Raw genomic sequence first — 15,484 nt, 5'->3', positions numbered from 1 at the left:
TTCAATGCGCTTATTAGTCGAATAATAGACATAAAAAAACCAGCGATTAAGCTGGTTTTTTATTTTAACAATATAATGTCTTTATACTGTTATTACTAACACTTACTGAGGCTTAGTTGGACCAGCTGAACTTTTGCTGATAACACTTGAAACCATTGCTGAACGGCCTGAAGCAACATGCTTAGGTCTTTCTTCATTCGTTAGTGCTGCTGTTGGGATATTACCAACAATAGCTGTAGCAGTAGGCTTAGTCATTGGTGATGACGCTTTACCTTGCTTAACACTCGCTGCTGCTTTTGTGCCTTTAGGCATTTTAGCTTTTCTTACTGCTTTAGGCTTAACTGGTGCTGCAACTTTCTCTGGTACTTCAAGTTCAGTGTCAGCTTTTGCAGGAGTAACTTCTTCAGCATTTTGCGCTACTGTTTCAGTTACTTTAGCTTCAACAGGTGTAGCCTCTTCAACTTTTGTTACTTCAACAGCTTCTGGCGTAGTCTCTACATTCTGAGCAGGAGCAGTAGGTGCAACAGTTTGAACGGCAGGTTCTGCAATTATTGCAGGTGCGGCTTCAACTGGTTTACTTTCTACAGCTTCAACTACTGGAGCAGGGCTTTCAGCTTGTACTGGAACTTCAACTGTCTTTTCTTCAGAAGTAACTGTTTCAACTTTAGGTGCTTCAACTGGACTAGCTTGAACTACTGAAGCTTCAACAGGCGTGCTTTCTACTTCTACTTTCGTTTCTACTGGAGCAACACTTGGTTGCTCTGTAGTTACTTGAGCTACTTGAGTAGGAGCATCTACAGCAGGCGTTTCATCAAATGGTAAGTTCTGTTGAACCTCTGTTGATGTATCCGCTGAAACTTCACCTTCTTTTACTTCAGTTTCATTATTTGGACGACGTTTACGTTGTCCATGAGTACGTAAATGTCTTGGAGTACGTCTATTTCTAGGACGCTCTTCAGTATTCGCTTTCTCAGTGTTAGCAACGGTAGCATTTTCATCAACTGGTGTAGCTGTTGCTGCAGTATCTAAAACAACATTTTCAACTACAGGTGTTGTTTGAGGTTTTACCACTTCATTCGCTTTTACTGTTTCTTCAGGTTTAGCTACGTTTCTTTGGTCGTTAACTCTCACTTTTTTGCGATTATTACGACGTTGTCTACGTTCAGCTACTTTTTCTTCTTTTGGCTTAGTTTCTTTATTATGAGTAGGTTTACGAACAGGCTTAGTCGTTTTAACGTCTTTAGCTTCAACTTCCGGTTTAGGAACGTTGGTTCTTTTCTCATTACGTTTATCGTTTCTAGGGTTACGCTTGTTTGTATTACGAGGCTTTTGAGGGCGACGAGTATCAGTTTTCGGTGCTGGAGCCTTAATAGGTTCTGGCACTTCTTCACTAACAAATAAAGCTTTTAACCAACCAAAGAATCCACCGCTTGATTTAGCCACAGGTTTTGCTTCAACAACTGGAGCTGGTGCTTTCGTTGGTAGAGGTGCATTTTGCTTAGGTGAAGCCATACCTTGAAGGGCAGGTTCATCACGTTTAACTGCATCAGCATTAAACTTAGGCATTACTGCTTCTTCAACTACTGCTTGTTTTATCGGTAATTCGTAACTTGCTTCAGTAACTGTTTCATCTTCTTTTATTCTAACAACTTCATATTGAGGTGTGTCCATATGAGGGTTAGGAATAATTAAAACGTGAACACTGTGATGCTTTTCAATATGCATTACAGAGCGACGCTTTTCATTTAATAGATAAGTAGCAACAGGAACAGGAACATGTGCTTGTACATGTAATGTGTTCTCTTTAATTGCTTCTTCTTCCATTAAGCGAAGGATAGAAAGTGCTAAAGATTCAACGCCACGTACATGACCTGTACCATTACAACGAGGACATACACCTTGGCTAGTTTCGCCAATAGATGGACGTAAACGTTGACGAGACATTTCAAGTAAACCAAAGCGAGAGATACGACCTAATTGGATACGAGCTCTATCTGGTCTAACTGCATCACGCATTCTGTTTTCAACTTCACGTTGATGGCGTACTGGCGTCATATCAATAAAATCGATAACAACAAGTCCACCTAAATCACGAAGTCTTAATTGACGAGCAATTTCTTCTGCAGCTTCTAAGTTTGTATTGAATGCTGTTTCTTCTATGTCTCCGCCTTTTGTTGCTCTAGCAGAGTTAATATCAATAGAAGTCATTGCTTCTGTAGGATCTATAACTATTGAACCACCTGAAGGCAAACGTACTTCACGTTGGAAGGCTGATTCTATTTGAGATTCTATTTGGTAATGGGTAAATAAAGGAACATCGTTAGTGTAAAGTTTTACTTTGCTAATGAAGTCAGGACGAACCACTTCAATATGCTTTTTAACACTTTCGTAAGTTTTAGGGCGATCAATTAATATTTCGCCAATGTCTCTTCTTAAGTAATCTCTGATCGCTCTTTTAATAACGTCAGTTTCTTGGTGAATTAAGAAAGGAGCAGGGCGGTTAGCTGAAGCATCTTCAATCGCTTTCCAGTGATGAAGAAGAACACTTAAATCCCATTCTAATTCATCATAAGCTTTACCAACACCAGCCGTACGAACAATAAGTCCCATGCCTTTAGGTAAGCTAAGTTTGCTTAAAGATGTTTTTAAATCTGTTCTTTCATCGCCTTCGATACGGCGAGATATTCCACCAGCACGAGGGTTATTAGGCATTAATACTAAATAACTACCCGCTAAACTGATAAAAGTTGTAAGTGCCGCGCCTTTTTGACCGCGTTCTTCTTTATCAATTTGAACAATAACTTCTTGTCCTTCGTGGAGTACTTCTTTGATGTTTGGTCTGCCTTGGAAAGAATAACCTTTTGGAAAGTATTCTCGGGCAATTTCTTTCATTGGAAGGAAACCGTGGCGGTCAGCGCCGTAGTCAACGAAAGCAGCTTCTAAAGATGGCTCTATACGAGTGATCTTAGCTTTGTAGATATTTGATTTTTTTTGTTCATGGCCTGGACTTTCTATATCTAAATCATATAGTTGTTGACCATCAACAAGTGCTACGCGCAACTCTTCAGATTGGGTAGCGTTAATTAACATACGTTTCATAGTTGTGTGACTCTTTTTTAGTCACAGCAATCAATTTGCTTGGTACACAAAGCAATCTTGGTAAAGTAAAACAGCAATTCGTCAACCTCTCGGCTGTCAATCTTAGTACGCCATATTGCGTAGTAAGCTGTTATAAAATCTGATTGTATTAATCTAACTATGACAATTGGTCATAGTGAATATATTTCTTTATGTTCTTCAGCATGAGTGCTGTGTAAATTTTAGTAAAGGCTTTTAGCGATGGTGTAGTGGACACGATAGTACTTATCGTTATGTTGTCGTTTATCTATACCTGAAAATGTTCTTTTACTAAATATTGTTACAATGGTTCTTTTGCGCTGGATATAATGTTTATGTAGTCTCTTTAACTAGTTACATTTGTTAGATGTGTTAAATGTTACAAAAGGCCATTCATTTATTATGTCGTTTCATTCATCTCGAATGACGCATAATAAAGTAGCCGCATTTCATCTCTTACGTTTCACTAAGAACTTCCATTTATTAGGATAGTCTTTATTTAAAATTCTATCCTCTTTATTATCCCACTATATTGTTAGATTTAGCAATTAAATACCTCACTTAATTCGCTTAATTATCAAATGAATTGTGATAAACTCGGCTTATTGAACGAAAACAATAGTAATTGAATCGATTGAAAGAAAATAATACGAATGAAAATGATAGACCTAAAGTTAGGTTTATTACAATTGACAGTGAAGATGCTGGTCAACGAGTTGATAACTTTTTAGTTAAAACACTGAAAGGTGTTCCGAAAAGTCACATCTATAGGTTATTACGTAAAGGCGAAATTCGCGCGAATAAAAAACGTATCAAACCCGAATATAAATTAGTTGATGAAGATATTTTACGAATAGCTCCCATCAGATTAGCTGAAAAAACTGATACAGTTTCAACACAACTAAACATTGTTGCTAATTTAGAAAAACAAATATTGTTTGAAGATGAGCGTTTAATTGTTATTAATAAACCTTCAGGCATGGCTGTTCATGGTGGCAGTGGTTTAAGCTTTGGGTTAATTGAAGCGATGAGAGCACTTCGACCTGATGCGAGAATGTTAGAACTTGTGCATCGTCTTGATCGAGATACTTCAGGTTGTTTAGTTATTGCTAAAAAACGTTCGGCGTTAAGAAACCTTCATGAGCAACTGCGTAATAAAACAGTTCAAAAGTTTTATCATGCTTTAGTTAAAGGCCAATGGTCTGCAAAAGTAACTAAAGTTACTGAAGGCTTGAGAAAGAATGATTTAAAATCAGGTGAGCGTGTTGTTATTGTAGATAACATTAATGGTAAAGAATCTGAAACGCGTTTTAAAATATTACAGCAATATCAAAATGCCACTTTAGTTAGAGCATTTCCTGTAACAGGTAGAACACACCAAATACGTGTACATTGCCAAGTTAAAGGTCATTCTATTGCTTGTGATGCTAAATATGGTCATGAAGGCTTTGATGAAGAAATGAAGACAATTGGTCTTAAACGCTTATTTTTACATGCAGCAAGTATCGAGTTTACTCATCCGTTAAGTAACGAGCGTATGAAAGTAGAAGCACCTTTAGATGGTGAATTACAAAAAGCCTTAAATAAGTTGGTTAAAGCTAGAGGTCATTAGTTACTAACTAAATTAAATAGCTACATTAGTTATTTTGTAAAATATTAAAAAGCCATTTATCTATTACGATAAATGGCTTTTTTGTTTTTCGAATTACTTTAATAAAATAAAATAGAAGGGGACTATTAGCTAGTTGGTTGCTCGTTTAATACATCAAAATCATGTTGTTTAAATAAACTGATCAGTTTGATTAAAGGTAAACCGATAAGTGAGTTCGGATCTTCACCTTCTAATTTTTTAAACAAACAAATTCCTAAACCTTCACTTTTAAAACTTCCTGCACAGTTGTACGGCTCCTCTGCTTTTATATAGTGGATAATTTCACTTTGCGATAATTCATTAAAATGAACAGTAAAGGGTTCAACTAATGACGTGACTTTATTTGTTTTAGAGTCTAAAACACAAAGTCCTGTATAAAAGGTGACAGCTTTACCACTAAACTTAGTTAGCTGTTTTACCGCATTATCAAAGTTATGAGGTTTACCGAGAATTTCACCTTCACATAAGGCAACTTGATCTGAACCTATAATAAGTGCATTAGAGTAACCTGTGATAGCTTGTGCTTTTTCTATCGCTAATCTTTCAACAAGCTTTATAGAAGTTTCACCTTCTTGCGCTGTTTCATCTATATTAGGTTTTGCACACTCGAAAGATATATTTAGTTTTTCTAATAATGCCTTTCGAAAAGGAGATGTTGAGCCTAATACGATTGTTCTAGAAGTCATTAGCTTTTCTCAAAATAATTAAGTTATTGTTAATATAGAGGCAATATTTACTTTTTAAAGCAATTATTGTAATTTTCTTTTGACACATCAGCCTCGGGGCATTATTATGCGCGCCTTATGAAGAATCTTAAACTCCCGATAACGATAGACCCATTCAAAAGTTCCCAACGCAAGTTGGAGTGCGAAGGTGTGTTTAAATTGTCTGGAATGAATAGGTTGCTTGCTGTTTGTGAGCCTAGCAGCGAGCAAGTTAAAGCTAAGTTTGATTTTGATGTGGATGAACGCGGACTGAATGTACTTTCAGGCGCTGGTTCGGCATTAGTTAAACTGACTTGTCAGCGATGCACTGAAGCGTTTGAATACGAACTAACAGCAGATTTTGTTTTTAGTCCCGTTAAAAACCAAGATGCAATCGCTGAATTGCCGTCATATTATGACGCAATAGAATTAGATGAAAATGGTGAAGTTAATTTACTTGAGTTATTGGAAGAAGAGTTTTTACTTTCTCTCCCTTTAATTCCCAGACATGAACCTAAAGACTGTTTAGCTCCTGCTGATAGTGTATGGGGTGAATTGCCTGAAGAGTTAGAAAAACCAAATCCATTTGATGTATTAAAAAAACTTAAATAGTTGAATATATTCAACTCAACAACCGATTTTAGGAGTAGGTAATGGCAGTTCAAAAGAGCAAAAAGTCTCGTTCAAGACGTGGCATGCGCCGTTCACATGATGCTTTAACCACTGAAAACTTATCAGTAGATCCAGTTTCAGGTGAAACGCATCGTCGTCATCACGTAACAGCAGATGGCTTTTACAAAGGCGTAAAAGTAATTAACAAATAGTTCTAAACTATATTGTTATCAAAAAATCACTATTTATAGTTAGTTGATATTTTGGAATGTTCTAGTGTTTCTAACTTTTCCATATAAAAAGTAATGAGTACTCTAATGTTTAAATTAAACAAAATAGCATCTTATGAATAGTGATTTTAATCTAACTATATCGTTAGATATTATGGGGGGCGATAAAGGCCCCTTAATAACAATTCCTGCTGCAATTATGGCTGTTCAAAAAATGCCTAATTTGCATCTTATACTTTGTGGTGATGAATCCTTCATTACGCAACAACTCGCTAAACATAATCAAAAACATAATCCACAACTCTCTATTTGTCATTCAACTGAAATTGTTGCAATGGACGAACTTCCTGCAAGCGCTTTAAGAAACAAAAAAGACTCATCAATGCGTAAAGCTATTGATCTCGTTAAGAGTAATACGTCTCAAGCTTGTGTGAGTGCGGGAAATACAGGTGCATTATTTGCAACTGCTCACTATGTTTTGAAAATGTTACCAGGCGTTGAACGTCCTGCACTTATTTCTGCTTTACCTACCCATGACGAAAATAAACACGTTTTCATGTTAGATCTTGGCGCAAATGTTTTTTGTGACTCAAACGTGCTTTATCAATTCGCTATTATGGGTTCTGTATTAGCAGAAGAAGTGGATGGTATAGAAAGCCCCAAAGTTGCACTCCTTAATATGGGGACCGAAAATATTAAAGGTAGCGATCATATTAAATATACTGCGGCTCAGCTTACTGAGAACCCTTATATTAATTATATTGGTTTTGTTGAAGGCAATGATATTTTGTCTAATAAAGCTGACGTTATCGTATGTGACGGTTTTGTGGGAAATGTTGCACTCAAAACATGTGAGGGGGTAGCATTAATGGTTTATAGCAAATTTAAAACAGTTTTATCTAAACGTTTATTAACACGTTTATTAGGAAAGTTTTTTGCTGCACCCATTAAAAAATTATTCAAGTCATTGAACCCTGACCAGTATAACGGCGCAAGTCTGATAGGATTACGCGGCATTGTCGTTAAAAGTCATGGAAATGCGAGTTCATTGGCATTTTTAGCCGCTATTATGGAAGCGGCTAGAGAAGTGGAGCGACAAGTTCCAGATAAAATTAGAAAAAAACTTGAGCAAAGTTTAGCTGATTAATTTTTTATAATGTTATATATAAAATAAAAACATTCAAATAGAACATAAATAGGTATTAATAATGCAAAATAATTTAGCGTTTGTTTTCCCAGGGCAAGGATCTCAAACTGTATCTATGCTTGCCGACTTTTCAGAAGAAAGTGTTGTACAAGAAACCTTTAAAGAAGCCTCTGAAGCTTTAGGTTACGATGTATGGCAACTAGTATCTGAAGGTCCTGCTGAGAAATTAAATCAAACCAATTTTACCCAACCAGCTTTATTAACAGCCAGTGTTGCTTTATGGCGATTACTTGCTTCAAAAACAGATAATAAGCCTGCTACATTAGCAGGTCATAGTTTAGGTGAATATTCAGCTTTAGTTTGTGCTGAGATTATTAGCCTTGGCGATGCAGTGAAACTTGTTCAAAAGCGTGGCGAACTTATGCAAGCTTCAGTTCCTGAAGGTGTTGGTGCTATGGCTGCTGTTATAGGTTTAGCTGATGACGCTATTATAGCTGCATGTGAACAAGCTAAAGAAAACGAAGTGGTATCAGCTGTTAACTTTAATTCTCCTGGTCAAGTTGTTATTGCAGGTAATAAAGCGGCAGTAGAACGTGCAGGCGCTTTATGTAAAGAAGCTGGCGCAAAGCGTGTTTTACCTCTTCCTGTTAGTGTTCCTTCTCATTGTGCATTAATGAAAGGTGCTGCAGATGAGTTAGCCAAAGAATTGGAAAAAATTACATTTAATACACCAAGTATTCCTGTTATTAATAATGTTGATGTTGCTATTGAAACCTCTGAAGAAAAAATTAAATATGCATTAGTAAGACAGTTATACTCTCCAGTACGCTGGACAGAAACTATTGAATTATTAGCTAAAAATGGTTGTACACAGGTTTTAGAAGTAGGGCCAGGTAAAGTATTACAAGGCTTATTAAAAAGAATTGATAAATCAATTTCATGTGAATCGGTTAATGATAATGTATCATTAACTAAAGCATTAGAATTAATTAAGTAAGGTTTAAATATGTTTTCATTAGAAGGTAAAGTTGTTTTAGTTACTGGCGCTAGCCGTGGTATCGGTAAAGCAATAGCGAGTCAATTACAAAGTTTAGGTGCAACGGTTGTTGGTACTGCTACATCTGCAAGTGGCGCTGATAAAATCAGTGAATACTTAGGCGAAGGTAATGGCATGGTATTGAACGTAACAGACAACGACTCAATCGCTGCTTTATTTGAAGCAATTAAAGAAAAATATGTTGCTGTAGATGTACTTGTAAATAACGCAGGTATCACTAAAGACAACATCTTTATGCGAATGAAAGATGAAGAATGGCAAGATATTATCGATACAAACCTTTCATCGGTATTTAAGCTAAGTAAAGCGGCTATACGACCTATGATGAAGAAACGCAACGGTAGAATTATTAACATTGGTTCTGTTGTGGGTAGCATGGGTAATGCAGGTCAAGTAAACTATGCAACAGCTAAAGCAGGTCTATTAGGCTTTACTAAATCTTTAGCTCGAGAAGTTGCTTCTCGTGGTATAACTGTTAATACAGTTGCACCTGGTTTTATCGATACAGATATGACACAAACGTTAACTGATGAACAAAAAGAAGGCATTTTTTCACAAGTACCAGCAAATCGTTTAGGAAAACCTGACGAAATTGCTAGTGCAGTTGCTTTTTTAGCATCAGATAATGCGGCATATATTACTGGTGAAACATTGCACGTTAATGGCGGTATGTACATGTTATAGTTGATTTTATAATTTATAAAATCTAATATTTTTATACAATAGCAACAGGTTTGACCAGTAATAAAAATAAAATTAGTTACTTGCAAGCTAAGCTTTTGACGAATACACTACATACAATTTGAAAAATAGCATTTTCTAGTAAAGGAAAAAAAATGAGTACTATCGAAGAACGCGTAAAAAAAATCACTATAGAGCAGTTAGGTGTAAGTGAAGCAGAAGTTAAAATTGAATCATCATTTGTTGACGATTTAGGTGCTGACTCACTTGACACTGTAGAATTAGTTATGGCGTTAGAAGAAGAATTTGATACTGAAATTCCTGACGAAGAAGCAGAAAAAATTACTACAGTTCAAGCAGCTATTGATTACGTTAACGCTAATCAGTAATTGTTAATATATTTAAGGCGGTTTTTACACCGCCTTAAATATTTTTAAATCAGTGTTCGTAATCTTATAGATTCACTATTTACGAATAACCCCCTTTCAAAATTCTTTTCTATCGGAGGCAACTCATCCTATGCGGCGTGTTGTAGTTACCGGTCTTGGTATGTTAAGCCCTTTGGGTAACAATCCAGAAACAACTTGGCAAAATTTACTACTTGGTAAAAGTGGTATTAGCGATATTCAACATTTTGACACAACTGAATATACAACTAAGTTTGCAGGATTGATCAAAGATTTTAGTGCTGAAGACTATATGGCTCGTAAAGAAGCCAAAAAAATGGATCTCTTTATTCAATATGGCGTAGCTGCAGGTGTGCAAGCAATTAAAGATTCAGGTTTAGAAATAACTGATGAAAATGCTATGCGTGTTGGTGTTGCAGTTGGTGCTGGTATTGGTGGTTTAGGTCTCATTGAAGAGAATTTCGAGAAAATGCTTAAAACAAGCCCTCGAAAACTATCTCCTTTCTTTGTGCCTTCTACAATCATTAATATGATTGCTGGTCATTTATCTATTATGCATGGTCTGAAAGGTCCTAATATTTCTATTGTTACTGCTTGTACAAGTGGTGTGCATAATATTGGACATGCAGCTCGAATGATAGCTTACGGCGATGCAGATGCTATGCTTGCTGGCGGTGCAGAAAAAGCCTCAACTAAAATGGGTATGGGCGGATTCGGTGCAGCAAGAGCATTATCTACACGTAATGATGACCCTCAAGCAGCTTCAAGACCTTGGGATAAAGATCGAGACGGTTTTGTATTAGGCGATGGTGCTGGTGTTATTATGCTTGAAGAGTATGAACAAGCTAAAGCACGTGGCGCTAACATATATGCTGAATTAGTAGGTTTTGGTATGAGTGGAGATGCTTATCATATGACATCTCCTCCTGCTGATGGTGCTGGTGGTGCTTTAGCAATGGGTAATGCAATTAATGATGCGAAAGTTGATGTATCAAAAATTGGTTATATCAATGCTCATGGTACTTCTACTCCTGCAGGTGATATTGCTGAAACTAATGCTGTTAAGTCGGTTTTTGGACAACATGCTGATAAAGTAATGATGGGTTCAACTAAATCGATGACAGGGCACTTATTAGGTGCTGCTGGAGCGGTTGAAGCAATATTCAGTATTCAAGCTTTAGTTAATAATGCTGTTCCACCGACAATTAATTTAGACAACCCTGATGAAGGGTGTGATTTAGATTATATTGCGAATACTGCTAGAGATGTATCTTTAGAATATACTTTATGTAATTCGTTTGGTTTTGGCGGAACAAACGGTTCATTGATTTTCAAAAAAATGTAAATTGATGTAGCGTAGCATTAAGTGTTATTAACGCTTAAATCAAAACAATAAAACCTGAATACTTGTTTACAATTATTCAGGTTTTTTATTTTACGCCATTTAATTTTAGCGCTGCATTTCAACTAAACCTATTTTTAGTGTTATACCAAACGGATTAATTTATTGAGCAACTTAGAGCTACATTAGCAAGCTTAGAACAAGCAAAATTGATTAAACATAGTTATTCTATATTTTTTTAATTTTGTGATGTTATCAGTTTACTAATGAGCTCCCGAAGGGCGAGAATTTAAAGGCTCATATGCCGCGTTATTGATTTTGACAAGGGAATAACCATTCTCTTCAATCAATGCCTTGCCTCTAAGCCTTTAAATTCTCGCTAAGTGAGCAATAAATAAATCCGTTTGGTATTATTAATTTCTAATAAATAATAAACTACACCCTTTATCTATATTCGACCAAGCTAAGTGTTTAAATAACTATGTATTTTCAATCTGTTAATGGACAACAAGTTAATCACATATCTATTAATGATAGAGGTTTAGCGTATGGCGATGGTATCTTTACAACAGCTAAGGTCAGTCAAGGTCAAATAGAGCTATTACATCTTCATATAAAACGTTTACAAACAGGCTGTCGTTTATTTAAGATTTTAGATGTTGATTTTTCTGCCTTACAAAATGATCTGATTGAATGCTGCAAAGGTTATAAGTTAGCAGTACTTAAAGTCGTTATCACATCAGGTGAAGGCGGTAGAGGTTATTCTCGAGTAGGTGTTAGTCGTCCAAACATTATCATCAAAATTTCTGAATTTCCGAACAAATATCTTGAATGGCAAGCTGCAGGAATCACCTTAGCAAACTCATCTATTAAGTTAGGTATTAATCCACTATTTGCTGGTGTTAAACATTTAAACAGATTAGAGCAAGTATTGATCAGAGATGAGTTAGATCAAACGAATTACCATGATTTGCTTGTATTGAATCTATTTGATGAAATTATAGAAACCACATGCGCAAACATTTTTTGGTTTGATAATGACGAGCTTTTTACACCAGAAATAAAAGATAGTGGTGTAGCAGGTATTCAACGCTCTGAAATTTTAAGAAAATACCCTGCTACCAAAATAGTTAAAGCAAAGATCTCTGATATTCAAAGAGCGCAGTCAATTTTCATCACAAACTCTATAATGGAAATAGTGCCAGTAATAAATTATGCGGGTAATGAACTTGATATTAAACAAGTTCATCAATTTAAAGCACACATAGCGAACATTAATTAATGTTAAAAAAGTTACTCTTCTCTGCCATTTTAATTGCTGTATTATTTATTGTTACTTTATATGGCTATATGAATCAGCAAGTAAATAAGAAAATCCCTCTGATTGAACCTGAACTGATTACGATTAATAAAGGCGCAACTGTAAGCTCATTTTCCCGAGAACTTGTAAAAAGAGGCTGGATAAATACTAATGTTTGGTTAAAAGCTTATATAAAATTAACACCAGAACTTAGTGCTTTAAAGCAAGGTTCATTTCTTATCCCTACAGATATAACCTACGTTGAACTAATCAATTTACTTGTTAATGGTAAAGAGCATCAATTTGCCATTACCTTTATTGAAGGTAGTACACTAAAAGACTGGTTGATTGCTCTGTCGAACGATATAAATTTAGCGCAAAAAGTACCTGATCTTACTGTGGATAATGTTGCCGAGTATTTAGGCCTACAGCATGTAAACCCTGAAGGACTCTTTTTCCCTGATACTTACTTTTTTACTTCAGGTACGTCGACAATAGATATATTGCGCCGAGCAAATAATCGAATGAATAAAGAGCTAAGCTCTCTTTGGAATAATAGAGACGCAGACTTACCTTATGAAAATGAATACCAAGCCTTGATCATGGCTTCAATTATTGAAAAAGAAAGTGCCTTACAAAGTGAGCATCCCGTTATAAGCTCAGTGTTTGTTAATCGATTAAATAAAAAGATGCGTTTACAAACAGACCCTACTGTTATTTATGGATTAGGTGAAAGGTACAAAGGCGATATTAAGCGTAAGCATTTACGTGAAAAAACAGCTTATAATACGTATCGTATCGATGGTTTACCGCCTACACCTATAGCTATGCCTGGGAAACTTGCGATTACTGCAGCAATGCATCCTGATACAACAGACTATTTATATTTTGTTAGTGACGGTTTTGGAAAACATGTATTTTCAAAAACATTAAAAGAACATAACAGAGCAGTAGCAGACTATTTGTCAGCGACTAAAAGTAAATAGGTAGTAAAGCTATAGAGTTCAACCGCTGGCTTAGTTATGATGTACCAGACTTTAGAAGTAAATTTTAATAATAGATAAAACAATGTACTGCGAGATAATTTAATGAATAAAGGCTTTATGCTTGTTTGCGATGGAAGTAATGGCGCAGGCAAAACAACCGTAATAAAAACAATTGAGCAGTATCTAAAAAATAAAGGTTTAGATGTTATTGTAACTAGAGAGCCTGGTGGCACACCTATAGGTGAAAAAATCAGAGAAGTTATACTCGATCCAACAACACCTGAAATGTGTAACCTTACTGAGCTTATGTTATTTGGAGCAGGTAGAGCACAGCATATTAATGAAAAGATACTGCCAGCATTAGCGGCAGGTAAAGTTGTTATTTCAGATCGTTTTGATGCAGCCACATTCAGTTTTCAACATTATGCTAGAGGCATAGATTTAGACACCATCTGTAAAATTAATAATATGGCATTGAATGGTTTTTCTCCTGATATGAATATTATTTTAGATCTTGATCCTAAAATAGGACTTGAACGTGTAATGCAGCGTGGTGAAGGTTTAGATCGAATGGAAGATGAAAAAATGGAGTTTTTAGAAAGAGCAAGAAACGGCTATTTAATTCAAGCAGAACAAAATCCGAGTAAATTTACAGTAATTGATGCATCACAAACGCAATCAGAAGTTGCTGATCAAGTTATCGCTGTTATCGATAAGCTTATTGAAAATCAATCAACATCTTAATTTTGGTAGTAATATTTATGACTTAACTTGATAGATTCAGGTCTTAATTATAGCTTATAGTTAATAATCGAGCCTGAAAGCACTAACTCAAGCAACAACACATAGCATTAATTTACAGTATGAATAGGTTATTTACATGAAAAGCTGGTTAGCTAAAGAACAAGCCTTATTTTCTCAACATATCACTGCAGGTAATTTACCGCATGCTATTTTAATTAGTGGTGTTAAAGGTAGTGGCAAAGAGGAACTCGCTAACTGGTTGATTCAAGTGATCCAATGTAACCAAGTTGTTCAAGACAATTCACCAGACCAATCACAAGGCAATATTCTTCAACCTTGTCATCAGTGTAAGCATTGTAAATTATTATTAAAAAATAACTATCCAGACCATTCTACTGTTGTAGCTGAAAAAAACTTATTAGGTGTTGATAGCGTTAGAAAAGTCAGTGCTTTTTTCGAAAGAACAGCCCAGATAGGGACTATTAAAACAGTCTTAATTCCACAAGCCGACATAATGACAGTGGCTGCTGCTAATGCTTTATTAAAAACACTAGAAGAGCCAAGTGATAATAGTATTATCGTTTTACTTTCTGGTGAGCGAGATACACTTCTACCGACTATAATTAGCCGATGTCGTTTATTTGAAATACGACCTCCTTCAGGTGATATTTTAGCGCAGCATATTAACGTGAGTGCTAATAACACAAATGCGTTTACTAATTTAAGCCATTTACCTGAATTGAGTAGTGCAGACGTCGCACAAGAATACGAAACATTTGAACGAACTTTCTTTAATTACATCACTAAAGGTGAAGGTCGCTCTCAAATTGTTAAAATGTCACTCGCTTCTCCTTACGGGCTACGTTGGTTAGAAAAAGCGACGACACATGCAATGCGAGGTGCTAATGGATGGAGTAATCAAGCTGATTCAACAGAAAGTTTCTCTACTTTATTAAATAAAGATACTTTATGGCATATTTACAATAAAATAACGGCTACAATAAATAAAAGTAAAACATTAAGTCAGGTGAATATTCAATTTATACTTGAAAAACTTATTGTTGATATCGATAATATTTTAATTCACGAGAAATCTCAGGAGTAAGCATTGAAAAGCATATATGTAGAATTTTTTTCAGAAAGAGACTTATACCAAGCTTACATGCCTTTTTTGAAAAACGGCGGACTTTTCTATAAAACCAATTCTCGTTTCGAATTAGGTACAGAAGTTATGCTTGAAGTATCGCTTCCTGATGCTTTAGAACATGCCGAAGTAAAAGGTGAAGTTTGTTGGTTAACGCCTATTGGCTCTCAAAGTGGTACACCTGCAGGTGTTGGTGTTAGCTTTGTTGATGATCCTGAATTAGTAAAAAATCAAATAGAGAAATATATTGCACGTTTCTTAAATTCTTCAGATCCTACCTTAACTATGTAAATTAAAGGCTTATGCCAATAGTTTAACGCTTTTCTTTTTATTTAATAATATTCACATTTTGTTGGAGTTAC

At 35.6% G+C, this 15,484-nt stretch carries 15 protein-coding genes; 13 read left to right on the top strand and 2 right to left on the bottom strand.

From position 1 onward, the window contains the following. Positions 1 to 102: 102 nt before the first annotated feature. Positions 103 to 3,099: a ribonuclease E gene (gene rne, locus ACPUVN_RS09250; protein WP_426370504.1), complete on the bottom strand. Its 2,997-nt coding sequence runs from the start codon at positions 3,097 to 3,099 to the stop codon at positions 103 to 105. Between the two features lie 643 nt (positions 3,100 to 3,742). Between rne and rluC the strand changes: the two genes are divergently transcribed. Next, positions 3,743 to 4,729, top strand: coding sequence for a 23S rRNA pseudouridine(955/2504/2580) synthase RluC (gene rluC / locus ACPUVN_RS09245; RefSeq protein WP_426370503.1), 987 nt, complete (start codon positions 3,743 to 3,745; stop codon positions 4,727 to 4,729). Positions 4,730 to 4,854: 125 nt separating this feature from the next. On the opposite strand, the gene ACPUVN_RS09240 is transcribed toward rluC, so the two are convergent. After that, a complete protein-coding gene (locus tag ACPUVN_RS09240) occupies positions 4,855 to 5,454 on the bottom strand; it encodes a Maf family protein (RefSeq protein WP_426356905.1) in 600 nt (199 codons plus the stop codon). A gap of 117 nt (positions 5,455 to 5,571) precedes the next feature. Between ACPUVN_RS09240 and yceD the strand changes: the two genes are divergently transcribed. The 12 genes from yceD to ACPUVN_RS09180 all read left to right on the top strand — a co-directional run bounded on the left by yceD (position 5,572) and on the right by ACPUVN_RS09180 (position 15,413). Further along, positions 5,572 to 6,084 carry a 23S rRNA accumulation protein YceD gene (gene yceD / locus ACPUVN_RS09235; protein WP_426356906.1) on the top strand — a complete coding sequence of 171 codons (513 nt, stop codon included), beginning with the start codon at positions 5,572 to 5,574 and terminating at the stop codon, positions 6,082 to 6,084. A gap of 41 nt (positions 6,085 to 6,125) precedes the next feature. Further along, complete coding sequence (gene rpmF / locus ACPUVN_RS09230) at positions 6,126 to 6,296, top strand: 50S ribosomal protein L32 (protein WP_076417850.1); 171 nt, start codon at positions 6,126 to 6,128, stop codon at positions 6,294 to 6,296. 133 nt (positions 6,297 to 6,429) lie between these two features. Continuing rightward, on the top strand, positions 6,430 to 7,461 hold the full coding sequence (plsX, locus tag ACPUVN_RS09225) for a phosphate acyltransferase PlsX (RefSeq protein ID WP_426356907.1): 1,032 nt from the start codon (positions 6,430 to 6,432) through the stop codon (positions 7,459 to 7,461). Positions 7,462 to 7,522: 61 nt separating this feature from the next. After that, positions 7,523 to 8,458 carry an ACP S-malonyltransferase gene (fabD, locus tag ACPUVN_RS09220; RefSeq protein WP_426356908.1) on the top strand — a complete coding sequence of 312 codons (936 nt, stop codon included), beginning with the start codon at positions 7,523 to 7,525 and terminating at the stop codon, positions 8,456 to 8,458. A gap of 9 nt (positions 8,459 to 8,467) precedes the next feature. Then, positions 8,468 to 9,202: a 3-oxoacyl-ACP reductase FabG gene (gene fabG, locus ACPUVN_RS09215; protein ID WP_426356909.1), complete on the top strand. Its 735-nt coding sequence runs from the start codon at positions 8,468 to 8,470 to the stop codon at positions 9,200 to 9,202. 152 nt (positions 9,203 to 9,354) lie between these two features. Then, positions 9,355 to 9,588 (top strand): acyl carrier protein, encoded by a 234-nt coding sequence (gene acpP / locus ACPUVN_RS09210; protein ID WP_426356910.1) that lies wholly within the window; start codon positions 9,355 to 9,357, stop codon positions 9,586 to 9,588. A 130-nt stretch (positions 9,589 to 9,718) separates the two neighbouring features. Then, positions 9,719 to 10,951 carry a beta-ketoacyl-ACP synthase II gene (gene fabF, locus ACPUVN_RS09205; RefSeq protein WP_426370502.1) on the top strand — a complete coding sequence of 411 codons (1,233 nt, stop codon included), beginning with the start codon at positions 9,719 to 9,721 and terminating at the stop codon, positions 10,949 to 10,951. 478 nt (positions 10,952 to 11,429) lie between these two features. Continuing rightward, positions 11,430 to 12,230, top strand: a complete 801-nt coding sequence (gene pabC, locus ACPUVN_RS09200) for an aminodeoxychorismate lyase (RefSeq protein WP_426356912.1) — start codon at positions 11,430 to 11,432, stop codon at positions 12,228 to 12,230. Next, on the top strand, positions 12,230 to 13,234 hold the full coding sequence (mltG, locus tag ACPUVN_RS09195) for an endolytic transglycosylase MltG (RefSeq protein ID WP_426356913.1): 1,005 nt from the start codon (positions 12,230 to 12,232) through the stop codon (positions 13,232 to 13,234). Before pabC ends, mltG begins: the two co-directional genes overlap by 1 nt. A gap of 102 nt (positions 13,235 to 13,336) precedes the next feature. Continuing rightward, positions 13,337 to 13,978, top strand: coding sequence for a dTMP kinase (tmk, locus tag ACPUVN_RS09190; RefSeq protein WP_426356914.1), 642 nt, complete (start codon positions 13,337 to 13,339; stop codon positions 13,976 to 13,978). A 136-nt stretch (positions 13,979 to 14,114) separates the two neighbouring features. Then, on the top strand, positions 14,115 to 15,083 hold the full coding sequence (locus ACPUVN_RS09185) for a hypothetical protein (RefSeq protein WP_426356915.1): 969 nt from the start codon (positions 14,115 to 14,117) through the stop codon (positions 15,081 to 15,083). 3 nt (positions 15,084 to 15,086) lie between these two features. Continuing rightward, positions 15,087 to 15,413 (top strand): PilZ domain-containing protein, encoded by a 327-nt coding sequence (locus tag ACPUVN_RS09180; RefSeq protein WP_426356916.1) that lies wholly within the window; start codon positions 15,087 to 15,089, stop codon positions 15,411 to 15,413. The last annotated feature ends 71 nt before the right edge of the window (positions 15,414 to 15,484 follow it).

The sequence above is a fragment of the Pseudocolwellia antarctica genome, assembly GCF_049933045.1.
GTDB lineage: Bacteria > Pseudomonadota > Gammaproteobacteria > Enterobacterales > Alteromonadaceae > Pseudocolwellia.
Note: the sequence above shows the minus strand (reverse complement) of the source record. Positions and strands in the feature narration are given on the sequence as shown.

Bases quoted from the DNA above. Each gene is read 5' to 3' on its own strand.
- rne (WP_426370504.1), bottom strand. From the start codon at position 3,099: ATGAAACGTATGTTAATTAACGCTACCCAATCTGAAGAGTTGCGCGTA.
- ACPUVN_RS09240 (WP_426356905.1), bottom strand. From the start codon at position 5,454: ATGACTTCTAGAACAATCGTATTAGGCTCAACATCTCCTTTTCGAAAG.
- yceD (WP_426356906.1), top strand. From the start codon at position 5,572: ATGAAGAATCTTAAACTCCCGATAACGATAGACCCATTCAAAAGTTCC.
- rpmF (WP_076417850.1), top strand. From the start codon at position 6,126: ATGGCAGTTCAAAAGAGCAAAAAGTCTCGTTCAAGACGTGGCATGCGC.
- plsX (WP_426356907.1), top strand. From the start codon at position 6,430: ATGAATAGTGATTTTAATCTAACTATATCGTTAGATATTATGGGGGGC.
- fabD (WP_426356908.1), top strand. From the start codon at position 7,523: ATGCAAAATAATTTAGCGTTTGTTTTCCCAGGGCAAGGATCTCAAACT.
- fabG (WP_426356909.1), top strand. From the start codon at position 8,468: ATGTTTTCATTAGAAGGTAAAGTTGTTTTAGTTACTGGCGCTAGCCGT.
- acpP (WP_426356910.1), top strand. From the start codon at position 9,355: ATGAGTACTATCGAAGAACGCGTAAAAAAAATCACTATAGAGCAGTTA.
- fabF (WP_426370502.1), top strand. From the start codon at position 9,719: ATGCGGCGTGTTGTAGTTACCGGTCTTGGTATGTTAAGCCCTTTGGGT.
- pabC (WP_426356912.1), top strand. From the start codon at position 11,430: ATGTATTTTCAATCTGTTAATGGACAACAAGTTAATCACATATCTATT.
- mltG (WP_426356913.1), top strand. From the start codon at position 12,230: ATGTTAAAAAAGTTACTCTTCTCTGCCATTTTAATTGCTGTATTATTT.
- tmk (WP_426356914.1), top strand. From the start codon at position 13,337: ATGAATAAAGGCTTTATGCTTGTTTGCGATGGAAGTAATGGCGCAGGC.
- ACPUVN_RS09185 (WP_426356915.1), top strand. From the start codon at position 14,115: ATGAAAAGCTGGTTAGCTAAAGAACAAGCCTTATTTTCTCAACATATC.